Here is a 15,588-nt window from a genome sequence, read left to right on the forward strand (position 1 = left end):
CCCGAAACCGGGACCCTTTCCGATGCGGACCTGCGGCAGGCGTTTCGTGCCGACAAGGCGGCCCAGATCGAGAAATACCGGGCCAGCGGCAAGATCGATACGCTGATGCGGGGCCTGGCGCGCAACGCCGACCGCACGCTGAGCGCGATCTGGCAGGACTGCCACCTGCCGGGCGGCCTGACACTGGTGGCCGTGGGGGGCTACGGGCGCGGCGAACTCGCGCCGCATTCGGATATCGACATCCTCGTCCTGCTGCCCGTCGAGCCGGACGAAGCGCTGACCGGGCGGCTCGAGCGCTTCATCGGTTGCGCATGGGATCTGGGCCTGGACGTGGGCAGCAGCGTGCGCACCATCGACCAGTGCATCGACGAGGCGGTCGCCGACATCACCGTGCAGACGTCCCTGCTCGAAGCACGGCGCATCGTCGGCAACACGCAGTTGTTCGAGCGGTTCCTGCGCGAGACGCGCCATGCGCTCGATCCGCGAACCTTTTTCCAGGCGAAACTGCTGGAGATGCGGCAGCGGCATGCGAAATACCAGGACACGCCATACAGTCTCGAACCGAACTGCAAGGAAAGCCCGGGCGGCCTGCGCGATCTCCAGGTCATCGTCTGGATGGCGCGCGCCGCCGGCCTGGGTTCGACGTGGCAGGAATTCGAGCAATCGGGGCTGATCACCGCGCACGAGGCGCAGGAGTTGCGGCGCAACGAGTTCTTCCTGAAGACGCTGCGCGCGCGCCTGCACATCCTCGCCAACCGCCGGCAGGACGTGCTGGTGTTCGACCTGCAGACGGCCCTGGCCGAGGCGTTCGGCTATCGCGCGAGCGCAAGCCGGCGCGCGAGCGAACCGCTGATGCGCCGGTACTACTGGGCGGCGAAGGCGGTCACGCAGTTGTCGACGATCCTGATCCAGAATATCGAGGCGCGGCTCAACCCGGACCAGAGCGGCATCACGCGGGTGCTGTCCCGGCACTTCGTCGAGAAGCAGGGGATGATCGAGATCATCGCCGACGATCTGTTCGAGCGCGAGCCGACGGCGATCCTGGAGGCGTTTCTGCTGTACGAGAAGATCCAGGGCGTCAAGGGTCTGTCGGCACGCACGCTGCGCGCGCTCTACAACTCGCGCAACCGCATGACGCTCGGCTGGCGGCGCGACCCGGAAAACCGCCGGCTGTTCCTGGAAATCCTGCAACAGCCCGCCGGCATCACGCGCGCGTTGCGGTTGATGAACCAGACCAGCGTGCTGGGCAGCTATCTGACGAATTTCGGCCGAATCGTCGGCCAGATGCAGCATGACCTGTATCACGTCTACACGGTCGATCAACACATCCTGACGGTGCTGCGCAACATCCGCCGTTACGGCAGCAGCGAGCATGCGCACGAATACCCGTTCTGCAGCGATCTGTTCGCGAATTTCGAGCGCCCCTGGGTGCTGTATGTCACGGCGTTGTTCCATGACATCGCGAAGGGACGCGGCGGCGACCATTCGATTCTCGGCACGACCGATGCACGGCGTTTCTGCCGCGAGCACGGCATCGACGAGAACGATTCGGCGCTGATCGTCTGGCTCGTCGAGCATCATCTGACGATGAGCCAGGTCGCGCAGAAGCAGGACACGAGCGACCCGGCGGTGATCAACGCGTTCGCGGACCTGGTCGCCAGCGAGCGGCGCCTGACCGCGCTGTATCTGCTCACCGTGGCGGATATCCGCGGCACCAGCCCGAAGGTATGGAACGCGTGGAAGGGCAAGCTGCTGGAAGACCTGTACCGTCTGACCCGGCAGGTCCTGGGCGGCGCCGCGCCGGATTCGCACAGCGATCTGGCGCGCCGGCGCGAAGCGGCACGGGCCGAACTGCGGCTCAAGCTGGTGCCCCCCGGCGCCGAGGCACCGCTCTGGGAGCAACTCGACGTCAGCTACTTCCTGCGGCACGAGCCGGGCGAGATCGCCTGGCAGACGCAGAAACTGCTGCCCTTCGTCACCACCGACATGCCGGTCGTGCGCGCCCGCCCTTCTCCGATCGGCGAAGGGCTGCAGGTGCTCGTCTATTCGAAGGATCGCCCCGACCTGTTCGCCAGTATCTGCGGCTATTTCAACCGGCATGGGCTATCGGTGCAGCAGGCGCTGATACACACGACCCGGCATGGCTATGCGCTCGACGATTTCCTCGTGTCGGATCCGAATATGGAAGCGCATCACCGCGACATCGCCAACCTCGTCGAACAGGAACTGGCGGCGCAGCTGCAATCCAGCAAGGGACTGCCGGACCTGTCGAAAGGGCGGCTGTCGCGGCTGTCGCGTGCCTTCCCGATGACGCCCCGGATCGATCTGCGTCCGGACGAGCGGGGGCAGTACTTCATCCTGTCGCTGTCCGCGAACGACCGGGCGGGTCTGCTGTATTCGATCGCGAAGGTGCTGGCCGAGCATCACATCGGCGTGCGCGCGGCGCGCATCGATACGCTCGGCGACCGGGTGGAGGACGTGTTCCTGATCGAGGGGGGGCAACTCGCCGACAGCCGCACCCAGATCCGGCTCGAGACCGAACTGCTGGGCGCGATCGCGATTTGACCTCCGGCCTGGCGCGCGCGGCAGGAACGCGCCCATGTCATTTCTTCTTTTGATTCTCGCGGTATCCGGGCCAGCGCCGTGCCGCCTGCCGAGTCGTCCGCTGTGTCGTCCGCTGTGTCGTCCGCTGTGTCGTCCGCTGTGTCGTCCGCTGTGTCGTCCGCTGTGTCGTCCGCTGTGTCGTCCTCGCTGCCGGTGATGCACGCCGCACGCGCCCCGGCCTCCGCCGTTTTGCTTTTCTCACTTCTCGCCATGCGCACCAAACTGACCGCTTCTCACCCTCGCCCCACCAGCACGGACCGCTCACCGGTTCGCCCGGGCGCGCCGCGTCGCCCGCGACCGCCGAAACCCGACCCGTCGCCGGTGCGTGCCGGGAGCAGCGGGCCCGTCGAACGCACGCGCGGCGCCGAAGCGCGTCGCGGCACCGACACTGCGGGCAGCGCGCGCGGCGGTGAACGCGGCGGCAGTGAACGCGGCGGCGAGGGCCGCGCCGGTGCCCGGTCGCCGGCGCGCTCCGGGGTCGGCCGTCCCGCCGGCGACCGCGCCGCGCCGCGCACCGGTGCCGACGGCGCCGCGCCGCGCAAACCCTGGGCAGGCCGCAACGGCGAACGACCCGCCGCGGCGGGTGGCGCGCCGATGCTGGAACGCCGCGCGCCCTATACGCCGCGCGGTACCGTGCGTCCCAAACCGGCGGCGGACGGCACCAGAACGTCGGCAGGCGATGCAGGCACACGCCCCCGGCAACCCTATGCAGGCCGGGCGGCCGATGCGGGCGGCCGGCCGCCGCGCGACGGCGCGCGGTTCGATTCCGCACGCCCTCCGCGCGACGGTGCGCGGTCGGATTCCGCACGGCCTCCACGTGACGGTGCGCGGTCGGATTCCGCACGGCCCCCGCGGGACGGTGCGCGGTTCGATTCCGCACGCCCTCCGCGTGACGGCGCGCGGTCGGATTCCGCACGGCCCCCGCGCGACGGTGCGCGCCCCAGCGCGGCGCGATCGCCCGCAAGCGGCATGACCCGCCCCTTCTCCGCGAACCGTCCCGCTTCGTCGGACCGGTCGCCCCGCCAGGAAAAAGGCCGCCCCCCGGCCGGCCCTTCGCATGATGCCCGCACACCCGCGACCGCGGCGGTGCCCACCGTCGCGGCGACGCCCCGCGAGGATGACGGCACGCTGCGTCTGTCCAAGCGGATGTCGGAACTCGGCCTGTGTTCGCGCCGCGAAGCGGACGAATGGATCGAAAAGGGCTGGGTCCGCGTCGATGGTGAACGCGTCGATACGCTGGGCATCCGGGTGCGCCCGGAACAGCATGTCGAAGTCATCCGGCAGGCGCGGGAACAGCAGAACCGTCTGGTTACGATCCTCCTGCACAAGCCGGTCGGCCATGTCTCCGGTCAGCCCGAAGATGGTCACCCTCCCGCCGCGGCGCTGATCCTGCCGGACAACCGCTGGATTCTCGATGCCAGCCGGCATCGCTTCGAGCATGTGCACCTGCGCGCGCTCGCGCCCGCCGGGCGCCTGGATATCGATTCGACCGGCCTGCTGGTCTTCACGCAGGACGGTCGGATCGCGAAGCGCCTGATCGGCGAAGCGTCCGAGGTCGAAAAGGAGTATCTGGTCCGCGTAACCTACGGCACGCACCAGGAAAACGTACAGGCGCATTTCCCGGCGGACAAACTCGCGCTGCTGCGGCATGGGCTGTCGCTGGAAGACGTCGCGCTGCGCCCGGCCGAGGTCGACTGGCAAAACGGCGAGCAGTTGCGCTTCGTGCTGCACGAAGGCAAAAAACGTCAGATCCGGCGCATGTGCGAACTCGTGGGCCTGGAAGTCGTCGGTCTGAAACGGGTGCGTATCGGCGAGGTGATGCTCGGCTCGCTGCCGGTCGGCGAATGGCGCTATCTTGCGGAAAACGAGGTTTTCTGACGCACGGCGCGGGGTCGGTATCAGGCCATCGGACCGCGCGCCGTTCAGTCGTCGGCGAGTTCCTGCTCGGGAAACAGCACGTCGACGAAACCGAACTGGGAAAAGTCGGTCATCCGCATCGGATACAGCTTGCCGATCAGGTGATCGCATTCGTGCTGGACGACCCGCGCATGAAAACCGCCCGCGACGCGGTCGATCACATTGCCGTATTGGTCGAAACCCTCGTAGCGGATCATCGAATAGCGGCTCACCATGCCCCGCATGCCGGGCACCGACAGACACCCCTCCCAGCTTTCCTCCATGTCCTGCGACACCGGCAGGATCACCGGATTGATCAGGACCGTTTCCGGCACCGGCGGCGCATCCGGATAGCGTTGCACCGTCCCGAAGCCGAATATCACGACCTGCAGATCCACGCCGATCTGCGGCGCGGCGAGCCCCGCGCCCTTGGCCGCGCGCATCGTGTCGAACATGTCGGCAACCAGCGCATGCAGCTCCGGCGTATCGAAATCGTCGACGGGCTGGGCCAGGCGCAACAAGCGCGGGTCACCCATTTTCAGAATGTCACGAATCATTCGATTTCTCCATTGAGCAGTTGTTGCATCGCGGCTTCGTCGAGTATGCGCACACCGAGCGTCTCGGCCTTGACGAGCTTGCTGCCGGCATCGGCACCGGCCACCACATAGTGCGTTTTCGCCGAGACCGAACCCGCCACCTTGGCACCGGCGGCTTCGAGCAGGGCTTTCGCGTCGTCGCGGCTCAAGGTGGGCAGCGTGCCGGTCAGCACCACGGTCTTGCCGGCCAGACGGCCCGGCGGCGCGGTCTCGATGCCCGGGCCTTCCTGCCAATGTACACCGGCTGCACGCAATTGCTCAATCACCTCGACGTTATGCGCTTCGGCGAAGAACCGGGCGAGCGATTCGGCCACCACGGGCCCCACGTCCCGGACCGCCAGCAATTGCGTCACGTCGGCGCGCATCAACGCGTCCAGATTGCCGAAATGCCGGGCGAGTTCCTTTGCCGTGCTTTCGCCGACCTGCCGGATGCCCAACGCGAAGATGAAACGCGGCAGGGTCGTCGCGCGCGCATGCGCCAGCGAATCGAGCAGGTTCTGCGCGGATTTGTCCGCGAAGCGTTCGAGCGCCGCGAGCGTGCCGAAACCCAGCTTGAACAGATCCGCCGGGGTGCGCACCAGTTGCTGCTCGACCAGCTGGTCGACGATCTTGTCGCCCAGGCCGTCGATATCGAGCGCGCGGCGCTGCGCGAAATGCCAGAGCGCCTGCTTGCGCTGCGCCGGACAGAACAGGCCGCCCGTGCAGCGCGAAACCGCTTCGTCGGGCAGCCTTTCGATCGCCGAGCCGCACACGGGACACTGCACCGGCATGACGAAAGCGCGCGCGTCGGCCGGGCGCCGGTCCGGAATCGCGCCCACCACCTCGGGAATCACATCCCCGGCGCGCCGCACGATCACGGTGTCGCCGATCAGAATATCCTTGCGCGCGATCTCGTCGGCGTTGTGCAGCGTCGCATTGGTCACGGTCGCGCCGCCCACGAACACCGGCGCGAGCCGCGCCACCGGCGTGATGGCGCCGGTGCGCCCGACCTGCACGTCGATGCCCAACAATACCGTCAGCGCTTCCTGCGCGGGAAACTTGTGCGCCAGCGCGAAACGCGGCGCGCGCGAGACGAAGCCGAGCGCGACCTGCTCGGCGACGCGGTTTACCTTGTAGACGACGCCATCGATGTCGTAGGGCAAGGCGGCGCGGCGCGCGCCGACATCGTGAAAGAAGGTCAGCATGCCGGGAGCGCCCTGCACCACCTGGCGCTCCCGACAAACCGGAATGCCGAGCGTTTCATACCATTCGAGCAAGGCGGCATGCGTGGCGGGCATGGCGGCGCCCTCGAGCGCGCCGATGCCGTAGGCGAAAAACGACAACGGCCGTCTGGCGGTGATTTTCGAATCGAGCTGCCGCAGGCTGCCGGCCGCCGCGTTGCGCGGGTTCGCGAACTCGCGCTCGCCGGCGTCGCGCTGCCGTGCGTTGAGTTTCTCGAAGTCGCGCTTGAACATCAGCACCTCGCCCCGCACTTCCAGCACCGCCGGGGGATTTTTCCCCTTGAGGCGCAACGGAATCGCGCGCACGGTGCGGATATTGTCGGTCACGTCCTCGCCGGTGGCGCCGTCGCCGCGCGTCGCGCCGCGCACCAGCTCGCCCCGTTCGTAACGCAGCGACATCGCGAGGCCGTCGAACTTCAACTCGCATGCGTAGTCGACGGGAGGGCGCACGTCCCCGGCCGGCTCCGACGTTTCGGACGTTTCGGCGGATTCCGCCCTTGCGTCCGGTTGGCTCGCGTCGCGTCGTTCGCGCAGCTTCTCCAGCGCGTCGCTCACGCGCCGGTCGAAGGCGATCACATCCTCTTCGAGAAAACCATTGTTGAGCGACAGCATCGGCACGCTGTGCGCCACGCTGGCGAATTCGGCGATGGCCATGCCGCCCACCCGCTGCGTCGGCGAATCGGGCGTGACGAGATCCGGATGCGCGTCTTCGAGCCGCCGCAGCGCATCGAACAGGCGGTCGTATTCGGCATCGGGCACCGCCGGATCGTCCCGGACGTAATACGCGTGGTTGAGCCGTTCGAGTTCCGCGCGCAGCCAGATGGCACGCTCGGGCGGCTGCTCCTCGGACGGTTCCGCAATCATGGGTTTCATCGCAATAAATCAGGTAAATGCCGAACGCCCGCCCTCCCGGGCAGGCAAATGCGTCAGGACGAAAACAGACGGCGCGCGGCGGCGGAGCCGGCGGGAATGCCGGCCGTTTCCAGCCGCGCGTAAAGGGTCATCAGGCGTTCGTCGATCGCCTGCAACGACGCATCCGGCAGTACCCGCCGCTGATCGTCGACGACCCGCGCACCGATGCGCTGCGCGAGCGAGCGCGCGTAGTCGCACATCAGCCGCCAGGGCAGAATGTCCTCGTCGGCAACCGGCACGTCGAGCAGCAGGGTGATCATGTGCCCGCCCTTGTAGGTCAGGTCGTCGCGCAGGAAGTTCGTGCCTTCGAAGGTCAACGTGAAGACCGGGTTCTGTTGCGCATCGAGCTTGACGAAGCGCGTGCCGTCACGCGACAGCAGCAGACCGTCCTGCGACGCCACCGCCTGCACGTAGCTGCCCGACCAGGGCGCGTTGTCCGACAGGACGTTCACCGAAAGCTGCGCGTCGCACTGCGCGGCGAAGCCATCGAGTTCGCGGGCCATCTGCACGACTTCGGTCATGTCCGGGAACTCGGCGGCGGCATCCAGCGCGTCGGCCAGGCGGTGCACGCCGCCAACGAACTCACTGAATTCCAGCTCGTTCAACGGGCCGGCGCGGTTCGCCAGCTGCACCGCCGCGCGCAGTTTTCCATATTGGTTGCCGGGGCGCAGCGTGCCCCAGTGGCCGTCCTGGTCGCGGCCTTCGACGTACACCGGCTTGCTGCCCGCGCGACGGAACCGGATCGCGAGCGGGATGATGCGCTCGCCGGATACCGTTTCGCCAGGTTCCAGCTCGATGATGCAGTCGATGCGGCGATCGACCACCACGGGCGGCAGATTCGAAACGGTCGTCGCGGGACTCTGGGGGTCCGGTTCGATCGGGCTCAATACCGGTTCGCGCCGCTGTTCCGGCTCGCGCGGCAGCACTACGTCGGCATCCACGGCAGCGCCGCCAGCGGTGCCCGCACCTGCTGCATCCACCGTAGCGCTGATGTCTGGCGCATCGGCCGCGACCGCTACGGCCGTATCCGGCGGCGCAGCCGCGCCCACGGCACGCGGGGTCGCGGCATCGATATCGGCGCCCTGCGCGCGGTGGTCGCTGACCGTGGACGCGTCATCCCGCGCCGCGGCGTGCGACGCCACGACGCGCGCGTCGAGCGGCGCCGTATTCGTGACTGACACCCGGCTGGCGACGGCCGCATCCGTCGGCGGTGTACCGGCGTTCTGCACTACCGTCGCGGTAACGGCCGGGGACGTCGGCGCGCTCATGGCCGCGCTCGGCGGCAACGCAGCATCCATGGGGGGTTCCGCGCCCGCCGCCCATTCCGCCGCGGCCGCGCCCGCCGGCACGTCGGCGGGCGAAATCAGATCGTTGACGCCGCCGAAGGTCGGCTCGCGCCGCGAATCGCCGGCCAGCGGCAGAACGCCCTCGCCCGCTGCCATGTCGCCGGACGCGGCTTTCGCCACGCCAGTCGGTCCGGCACCGGACGCTGCCGTCGTCACGCTGGCCGCCGCGCCAACAGGCGCGCGGGCGGACGCACCCGCCGGCGCGGGCCCTGTGGCGGCGAATGCCGACGCGGGCGCCGCGGCGGGCGTGCTCGCCGGTTCACGGCGCGGCGTCGTCGTCGCGTGGATGAAGGGGTGTTCCTCGTGCGCGTCGAGCGGCGTGAGGGGGGGAACCTCGGCGGGACCATCCGGCATCGTGCGCGGCAGGCGGCGCCGCGCCCGCCGGCCCTGCAGACCGTTATAGACCACGACGCCGATCACGATCGCCGCGCCCGCGCCGACCAATCCGAGTTGCAACTCGTTCATGCACGCTCCCTTGATTTTTGCGTGCCGGATCCCGCGCGCAAAATCGGCGCACTCTGGCGCCGCCGCCGCGTCGGGGACCCGGCCCGTTCGTTATAGTGTGAGTCGACCCAGCTCATTGGCTAGCCTTATTAAACCGCATTTACCGGTTTGAGGTTCAAACCGCATCGACCGTTCCGAGGTTCGGCCAGGCGTCGCTGCCCGGCCGCACCCGGGCAGCCATTCCTTACCCCCGGCTACTTATTGTCGACGAATCCCGCAGCCGATTCCATATCGACCGCAACGATGCGCGACACCCCCTGCTCCTGCATCGTCACGCCGATCAATTGCTGCGCCATCTCCATCGCGATCTTGTTGTGCGAAATGAAGAGGAACTGCGTTTTCTCGGACATCGCGCGCACCAGGTTCGCGAAGCGTCCGGTGTTCGCATCGTCGAGCGGCGCGTCGACTTCGTCGAGCAGACAGAACGGCGCGGGGTTGAGCTGAAACATCGCGAACACCAGGGCGGTGGCGGTCAGCGCCTTCTCGCCGCCCGAGAGCAGATGGATCGTCGTGTTTTTCTTGCCCGGCGGCTGGGCGAGCACCTGCACGCCCGCATCGAGAATCTCGTCGCCGGTCATCACCAGTTTCGCCTGGCCTCCGCCGAACAGCCGCGGGAAGAGTTCGCCGAAGTGGCGGTTCACCTCGTTGAAGGTGCCCTGCAGCAGTTCGCGCGTTTCCTGGTCGATTTTGTGGATCGCGTCTTCCAGCGTCGTGATCGCGCTGACGAGATCGGCCGACTGCGCGTCGAGAAAGCCCTTCCTCTCGCGCGCCGTGGTCAATTCCTCCAACGCCGCCATGTTGACCGCGCCCAGCGCCTGGACCGCCTGGTTGATCCGGGTGACCTCCGCCTGCAACCAGGCCGGCTTCGGCTGAGCGTCCGGCTGCGCGGCGAGACGCGCGCGCAACGCGTCGATATCGACCGCCGCGGCTCCCACCGCCGCGGCCGCCAGCTGTTCGGCAAACTGCTCGCCGCTCAGGCGCGCGGCCTGTTCCTTCAGCTGGAATTCGGTGATGCGCTCGCGCAGCGGCTGCAGCGAGCGCTCGGTGCTCAGGCGCGCCTCGTCGGTTTGGCGCAGCTGCAGGGTCAGCGCATCGGTCTCGGTGCGCACCGCGGCGAGCGCCTGCTCGCGTTGCGTGCGTACCGCGAGCGCCTGTTGCAGGCCAGTGTCGGCGGTCTTGTCCTCGATGCCGGCGAGTTCAGCGCGCGCGTCCTCGAGTTCGAGTTCGATGCGTTCGAGCTGCTCGACGCCCAGTTCCACCGTGCGCTGCAGTTCGCCGATCCGCGCGGCCAGATTGCGCTCGTCGAAACCGGCGTCCTGCGCGCCGCGCTCGAGATCGCGCAGGCGCTGACGCGCCACGTCGAGGTCTTCCTGCAGGCGCTCGAATGCGCTCTGCTCATCCTCGAAGCGCGCCTGGATCTCCGCCAGCGTGGCGTCGTGCGCCTCGAACGCGAGGTCGGCGGCCGCGACCGCCGCGCGCTGCTCGTCGCGCTGCGCGTCGATTTCCTCGAGTTCCGCGCCGATCTGGGTGCTGCGCGTGGTGAAGCGCTCGAATGCCTGCGCGAGCGTCAGGACGTCGAGCTGCAGCGCATGGGCATCGCGCGTGGCGGCATCCGCGCGCAGGCGCAGATCGGCCTCGTCGCGCGCCGCACGTTCGTACTCGGCCTGGGCGCGGGCCGCGCCCAGTCTGGCTTCATCGGCCAGCAGCGCCTGGGCCCGCACCTCGCGCGACAGATTGTCGATTTCCTGTGCGCGTTCGAGCATGCCCGCGTTCTCGGAATCGGCGGCGTACAGGGCGATGCCGCAACGGCTGACCTGGTGCCCGGCCGGCACGACCAGGCAACCGCCGTCGGGCAGCTGCGCGCGCGCAGCCAGCGCCGCGGCGAGATCGTCGGCCGCGTACGCGCTCGCGAGCCAGTCGCCCAGCACCGCGCGCAGACCTGGATCGTCGATGCGAATCAGCGACAATAACGGACGCAAACCCGGACGCAAACCCGGACGCAAACCCTCGATCGCCGGGGGCATCCGACCCGCCGGCGGCGGCGCATAGAACGCCAGCTTGGCCGGCGGCGCGTCGGCGACGAGCGCCCGGACCCGGTCGAGATCCGAGATTTCGAGCGCGGCCAGCCGCTCGCGCAGCACCGATTCCACCGCGGTTTCCCAACCGCGCTGCACCTGCAAACGCTTCCAGAGCCGCGGCAGGGTCTGCAATTCGTGCTTGTCGAGCCAGGGCTGCACGCGGCCCTCGGTCTGCACGCTCTCCTGAAGGGCCCGCAGCGCGCCCAGCCGGGCATCGAGCTGCGCGATGCGCGCCGTTTCGTCGCGTGCCTGCTGCTCGGCCCGGCGCCGCTCGGCATCGCGCTGCGGCACCGTGGTCTGCGCCTCGGCCAGCCGCTCGAGCGCGGCGTCGCGCACCGCTTCCTGCTCGGCAAGCTGCGCCCGCGCCGCTTCGAGCCGGGTCGCGTCGGGCATGTCGAGTCCGCTCGCTTCGCGGCGCAGGCGCTCGCGGCGCGCGTCGAGCTGCTGCAGTTGCTGCTCGGCATTGCGCCGCTGCGCGGCCTCGAGCTTGAGCGCCTGTTCGGTGCGCGCGATGCCGGCGCGCGCTTCGGTCAGCGTCGCCTGGGCCGCGCGCCAGCGCGTCTCCAGTTCCGGCAGCGTTTCGGCGGCGCTCGCCGCATCCGCCTGCGCCTGTTCGCTGCGGCCCTGGGCGAGCGCCAGCGCGTCCTCGGCGGCGTCGATGTCCGCGCGGGCGTTGCGCGCCTGCGTCTGCCATTGCTGGCGCTGCGCGTCGAGCGCGCCGATCTGCGCGGTGGTGCGATTGCGCGCGTCGACGATGAAGCGAATTTCCGCCTCGATCTTCGACACCTCGGCATTGGCTTCGTAGAGCAGCGCCTGCGCACCCTGCACCGTGTCGCTGGCGGTGTAGTGCGCCGCGCGCAGCGTCTCCAGATCAGCCTCGATCTCGCGCAGCCGCGCGGTTTGCGAGGCGACCTCGTTTTGTGCCGCTTCGATCGAGCGCCGATGCCGTTGCCGCTCGTTTTCCGCCTCGGTCTGCCGCAACAGCCAGAGCAGGCGCTGTTTTTCGTCGCCCTCCTGCTGCAGGCTGCGGTAGCGTTCGGCGACCAGCGCCTGCGCCTCCAGCTTCTCCAGGTTCGCGCTCAACTCGCGCACGATGTCCTCGACCCGGGTGAGATTCTCGCGTGTGTCGTGCAGCCGGTTTTCGGTCTCGCGCCGGCGTTCCTTGTACTTGGACACGCCCGCGGCTTCTTCCAGGAAGACGCGCAGGTCCTCCGGCTTGGCCTCGATCAGGCGCGAAATGGTGCCCTGCCCGATGATCGCGTACGCGCGCGGCCCCAGACCCGTGCCGAGAAAAATGTCCTGGATGTCGCGGCGGCGCGCCGGCAGATTGTTGATGTAATAGCTGGACGTGCCGTCGCGGGTGAGCACGCGCTTGACCGAGATCTCGCCGTACTGGCCCCACTGGCCGCCGGCGCGATGCGCGGTGTTGTCGAACACGAGTTCGACGCTCGCGCGGCTGCCCGGCTTGCGGTTCGTCGAGCCGTTGAAGATGACGTCCTGCATCGATTCGCCGCGCAGTTCCGAAGCGCGCGACTCGCCCAGCACCCAGCGCACGGCGTCGATGATGTTCGATTTGCCGCACCCGTTCGGTCCGACCACGCCGACGAGCTGGCCGGGTACCTGGAACTGGGTAGGATCGACGAAAGACTTGAAACCAGCGAGTTTGATCGAAGTAAGACGCACGGCGCTCGAATGGAATGCAGGGTGGGCGGTCAGCCCATGCGGGAAACGGGGCGCTCCTGCGCGTGCCGCGCACAGGGCGCATGCACGAGGGGCGCATGGGGCGCGCTCCGCCGAATTGCCCCGGATGATACCATCGCGCGCGCCGCGCCCCGGCCCCGCGCGGCGCAGGTCGCGCTATAATCGTCCCCCATTCGCGCCCTGACGAGACCGCCTCGTGAACCCGCTTCTCGATACCCTGCAGCCCTATCCATTCGAAAAGCTGCGCAAGCTGTTCGCCGATGTCGTGCCGCCCCCGGCCCTCGCCGCGATCAGCTTTGGCATCGGCGAACCGAAACACGCCACACCGTCCTTCGTTCTCGACGCCTATCGGACAGCGCTGGGCGGCCTGGCGGTCTATCCCGCGACGGCGGGCGGCGACGCGCTGCGCGCCGCCGCGGCCGACTGGCTCACGCGCCGCTACGGCAATGTCGAGGTCGATCCGAAGACGCAGATCCTGCCGGTCGCCGGCACCCGCGAGGCACTGTTCTCGATCGCGCAGACGGTCGTCGATCCGACGCGCGGCGACGCCGTGGTGGTCTGTCCGAACCCCTTCTATCAGATCTACGAAGGCGCGGCGCTGCTTGCCGGCGCGACGCCGTGGTTCGCGAACTGTCTCGCCGAGAACGGCTATGCGTGCGACTATGCCGCCGTGCCGGCCGAGGTCTGGGCGCGCACCCAGCTCGTCTACGTCTGTTCGCCGGGCAATCCGACCGGTGCGACGCTGTCGCTCGACGGCTGGCGCGAACTCTTCGCGCTGTCCGACCGGTACGGGTTCGTGATCGCCTCGGACGAGTGCTACTCCGAGATCTATTTCAACGACACGCCGCCACTCGGATCGCTGGAAGCCGCGCAGCAACTCGGGCGCGGCTTCGACCGCCTGCTGGCATTCACGAGCCTGTCCAAGCGCTCGAACGTGCCGGGCCTGCGCTCGGGCTTCGTCGCGGGAGACGCGAACCTGATCCGCCCCTATCTGCTGTACCGCACCTATCACGGCAGCGCGCTGTCGCAGACGGTCCAGGACGTGAGCGTGGTCGCCTGGCGCGACGAACAGCACGTCGTGGACAATCGCGCGCAGTACCGCCGCAAGTTCGCAACCGTCACGCCGCTGCTCGCCGAGGTGCTGGACGTGCGCCTGCCCGATGCCGGCTTTTATCTGTGGGCGGACGTGCGCCGCACGGGCCTCGACGATGTCGCGTTCGCCCGCGCGCTGTACGCGCAGACCCACGTGACGGTGCTGCCCGGTTCCTACCTCGCGCGCGAAGCCGCGGGCGTCAACCCCGGCAGCGGCCATGTGCGCCTGGCGCTGGTCGCCGAATACGACGAGTGCGTGGCGGGCGCCAGGCGCATCGTCGAATTCTGCCGGCGGCACGCACGCGCCTGAGCCGATGCGGCCGCCGTTCCCCTTACGACCGATTCACCCATTTTCGCAAGAGACGCACATGACACAAGACATCCAGAAGGTTATCGACGACGCCTGGGAAATCCGCGCCGAACTGTCCCCCGCGCGCGCGCCGGCCGAGATCCGCGCCGCCGTCGCCGAGGCGATCGCGCAACTCGACCAGGGCCGCGCGCGCGTGGCCGCGCCGGACGCGGACGCCCCCGGCGGCTGGGTCGTCAACCAGTGGCTGAAGAAGGCCGTCCTGCTGTCGTTCCGCCTGGAAGACAACCAGCCGATGGCGGCCGGCGGCTTCACGCAGTTCTACGACAAGGTGCCGAGCAAGTTCGCCGACTACACCGCCGCGGACTTCGCCGCGGGCGGCTTTCGCGTCGTGCCGCCGGCCGTGGCCCGCCGCGGCGCCTTCATCGCGCGCAACGTCGTGCTGATGCCGTCGTACACGAATATCGGCGCCTATGTCGACGAAGGCACGATGGTCGACACCTGGGCGACCGTCGGTTCCTGCGCGCAGATCGGCAAGAACGTGCACCTGTCGGGGGGCGTGGGCATCGGCGGCGTGCTCGAGCCGCTGCAGGCGAATCCGGTCATCATCGAGGACAACTGCTTCATCGGCGCGCGCTCGGAAATCGTCGAGGGCGTGATCGTCGAGCGCGACTCGGTGATCTCGATGGGCGTCTATATCGGTCAAAGCACGAAGATCTTCGATCGCGAGACCGGCGAGGTGATGTACGGGCGCGTGCCGGCGGGATCGGTCGTGGTGCCGGGCAACCTGCCGTCGAAGGAAGGCAACTGCAGCCTGTACGCGGCGATCATCGTCAAGAAGGTGGATGCGAAGACGCGTGCGAAGACCTCGCTCAACGAGTTGCTGCGAGGCGATTGATGGCCCTTCGCGTCTATGGCATTCCGAACTGCGCGAGCGTCAAAAAGGCGCGCGACTGGCTCGACGCCCGGCGGCAGCCGTATGTCTTCCACGACTACAGGAAAGCCGGCGTTGCCGCCGACACCTTGCGCGCCTGGCTCGCCGAGGTGCCGCTCGACACGCTGCTGAACCGGCGCGGCACGACCTGGCGCGCGCTCGACGACGTGGCGCGCGCGCGGGCCGCGACCGAGGACGGCGCGATCGCGCTGATGGTGGCGCAGCCATCGCTGATCAAGCGCCCGGTGCTGGTCGCCGAGACCGACATGGCAGCCGACGCCACCGGCGCCACCGACGCCGCCGACGCCATCCCGGGCGCGCAGCCCGTCGCCCGCGTGCTTGCCGTGGGCTTCGCGCCCGAAGCATATGACGCCGCGCTGCGCGCCACGCCGGCGCCC

8 protein-coding genes and 1 pseudogene are annotated in these 15,588 nt (G+C 68.8%); 5 read left to right on the top strand and 4 right to left on the bottom strand.

What is annotated here, in order from left to right; translation table 11 throughout:
- Nucleotides 1-30 precede the first annotated feature (30 nt).
- Together OVY01_RS03465 and OVY01_RS23125 are read left to right on the top strand one after the other, a co-directional pair.
- Nucleotides 31-2,565, top strand: coding sequence for a [protein-PII] uridylyltransferase (locus OVY01_RS03465; RefSeq protein WP_489886428.1), 2,535 nt, complete (start codon nucleotides 31-33; stop codon nucleotides 2,563-2,565).
- 1,008 nt (nucleotides 2,566-3,573) lie between these two features.
- The gene (locus OVY01_RS23125) at nucleotides 3,574-4,482 is read left to right on the top strand and encodes a pseudouridine synthase (protein ID WP_349293484.1); all 909 of its coding nucleotides are present in this window, start codon (nucleotides 3,574-3,576) and stop codon (nucleotides 4,480-4,482) included.
- A 44-nt stretch (nucleotides 4,483-4,526) separates the two neighbouring features.
- On the opposite strand, the gene def is transcribed toward OVY01_RS23125, so the two are convergent.
- The 4 genes from def to smc all read right to left on the bottom strand — a co-directional run bounded on the left by def (nucleotide 4,527) and on the right by smc (nucleotide 12,839).
- Nucleotides 4,527-5,057, bottom strand: a complete 531-nt coding sequence (def, locus tag OVY01_RS03475) for a peptide deformylase (RefSeq protein ID WP_267845664.1) — start codon at nucleotides 5,055-5,057, stop codon at nucleotides 4,527-4,529.
- Nucleotides 5,054-7,189 carry an NAD-dependent DNA ligase LigA gene (gene ligA / locus OVY01_RS03480; protein ID WP_267845674.1) on the bottom strand — a complete coding sequence of 712 codons (2,136 nt, stop codon included), beginning with the start codon at nucleotides 7,187-7,189 and terminating at the stop codon, nucleotides 5,054-5,056. The genes def and ligA overlap by 4 nt, the downstream gene beginning before the upstream one ends.
- A gap of 53 nt (nucleotides 7,190-7,242) precedes the next feature.
- Nucleotides 7,243-8,496, bottom strand: coding sequence for a cell division protein ZipA C-terminal FtsZ-binding domain-containing protein (locus tag OVY01_RS03485; RefSeq protein ID WP_432422218.1), 1,254 nt, complete (start codon nucleotides 8,494-8,496; stop codon nucleotides 7,243-7,245).
- A 776-nt stretch (nucleotides 8,497-9,272) separates the two neighbouring features.
- Complete coding sequence (gene smc, locus OVY01_RS03490; RefSeq protein ID WP_267845675.1) at nucleotides 9,273-12,839, bottom strand: chromosome segregation protein SMC; 3,567 nt, start codon at nucleotides 12,837-12,839, stop codon at nucleotides 9,273-9,275.
- Nucleotides 12,840-13,053: 214 nt separating this feature from the next.
- On the opposite strand from smc, the gene dapC reads away from it, so the two are divergent.
- The 3 genes and pseudogenes from dapC to OVY01_RS03505 all read left to right on the top strand — a co-directional run.
- On the top strand, nucleotides 13,054-14,259 hold the full coding sequence (gene dapC / locus OVY01_RS03495) for a succinyldiaminopimelate transaminase (RefSeq protein WP_267845677.1): 1,206 nt from the start codon (nucleotides 13,054-13,056) through the stop codon (nucleotides 14,257-14,259).
- 58 nt (nucleotides 14,260-14,317) lie between these two features.
- Nucleotides 14,318-15,154: a 2,3,4,5-tetrahydropyridine-2,6-dicarboxylate N-succinyltransferase gene (gene dapD / locus OVY01_RS03500; protein WP_267845679.1), complete on the top strand. Its 837-nt coding sequence runs from the start codon at nucleotides 14,318-14,320 to the stop codon at nucleotides 15,152-15,154.
- Nucleotides 15,154-15,492: pseudogene (locus OVY01_RS03505) on the top strand (Spx/MgsR family RNA polymerase-binding regulatory protein); the annotation flags it as partial. The gene dapD and the pseudogene OVY01_RS03505, both read left to right, overlap by 1 nt.
- Nucleotides 15,493-15,588 lie beyond the last annotated feature (96 nt).

This window comes from Robbsia betulipollinis (genome assembly GCF_026624755.1).
In the GTDB taxonomy this organism is placed as follows: domain Bacteria; phylum Pseudomonadota; class Gammaproteobacteria; order Burkholderiales; family Burkholderiaceae; genus Robbsia; species Robbsia betulipollinis.